This window comes from Serratia sp. C2(1) (assembly GCF_036352655.1).
GTDB classification, from domain to species: Bacteria; Pseudomonadota; Gammaproteobacteria; order Enterobacterales; family Enterobacteriaceae; genus Serratia; species Serratia inhibens.
In genome coordinates this window covers 1-666 of the sequence record NZ_JAZFBA010000018.1, presented here as the reverse complement: position 1 = coordinate 666, position 666 = coordinate 1, and the positions used below count along the sequence as shown (strand labels likewise).

Below are 666 nucleotides of genomic sequence, written 5' to 3'. Positions count from 1 at the left end.
AATCATCAAATCCCACTGTTGCTGTTCGTCCATTGCGCGCCACCAGCGCAAAACTTTCATGCTTCCACGCAAGTATTTCGCGGCGACTTTGGAAACCGAGGTGTTGCCCTCGGCGGCAATTTCTTCAATGACCTGGATCGTTTCCGGGTCAAGCGTGACTGCGATTCGCGGGTTTGCTGCTGGCATGTCGTTCTCCGTGTGCTGACTATGCCTCTATAGTGCCACACTCTGCGACAGAGTGCAACACTTTTAGCCTGTTATGCAGTCCTGATCTGGCACAAGCTGGCCCGGTTTGGCATGAGCTGGCCCGGTTTGGCATTTCCGTGCCACATCCGTGCGACATCCGCGCAATACTAGTGCCACACCGCGTCACATTCGCGCCTTTTCTACGTGCTACGTGCCACATTCGCGCGACATTTGCGCAATATGGGGTCACTCCGCTCCTTCGAGAGATGGCGAGAGAGGGCAGGATAGGTGTTTGCTATACCGCCGCAAGCGTCGGTACAGCAAACACGCCAACTTACTCGCCCCGGGGGGCTCGACGATCCTGCTCTCCGAGGGGCGGGGGGGCCGCTACCGCGGCCAAAAAAAAAGCCGCCCTTCGGGGCGGCTGTTGGTTGTGGTTAGCGGAGATAGACCATGGCGACGTACCGACCTCGGCCATCT

General features: G+C 58.0%; 1 protein-coding gene. It reads right to left on the bottom strand.

All coding sequences use genetic code 11. The features are described from left to right. The coding region (locus V2S86_RS25325) for a hypothetical protein (protein ID WP_330764614.1) at positions 1-186 on the bottom strand (186 nt) is incomplete at its 3' end. Positions 187-666 lie beyond the last annotated feature (480 nt).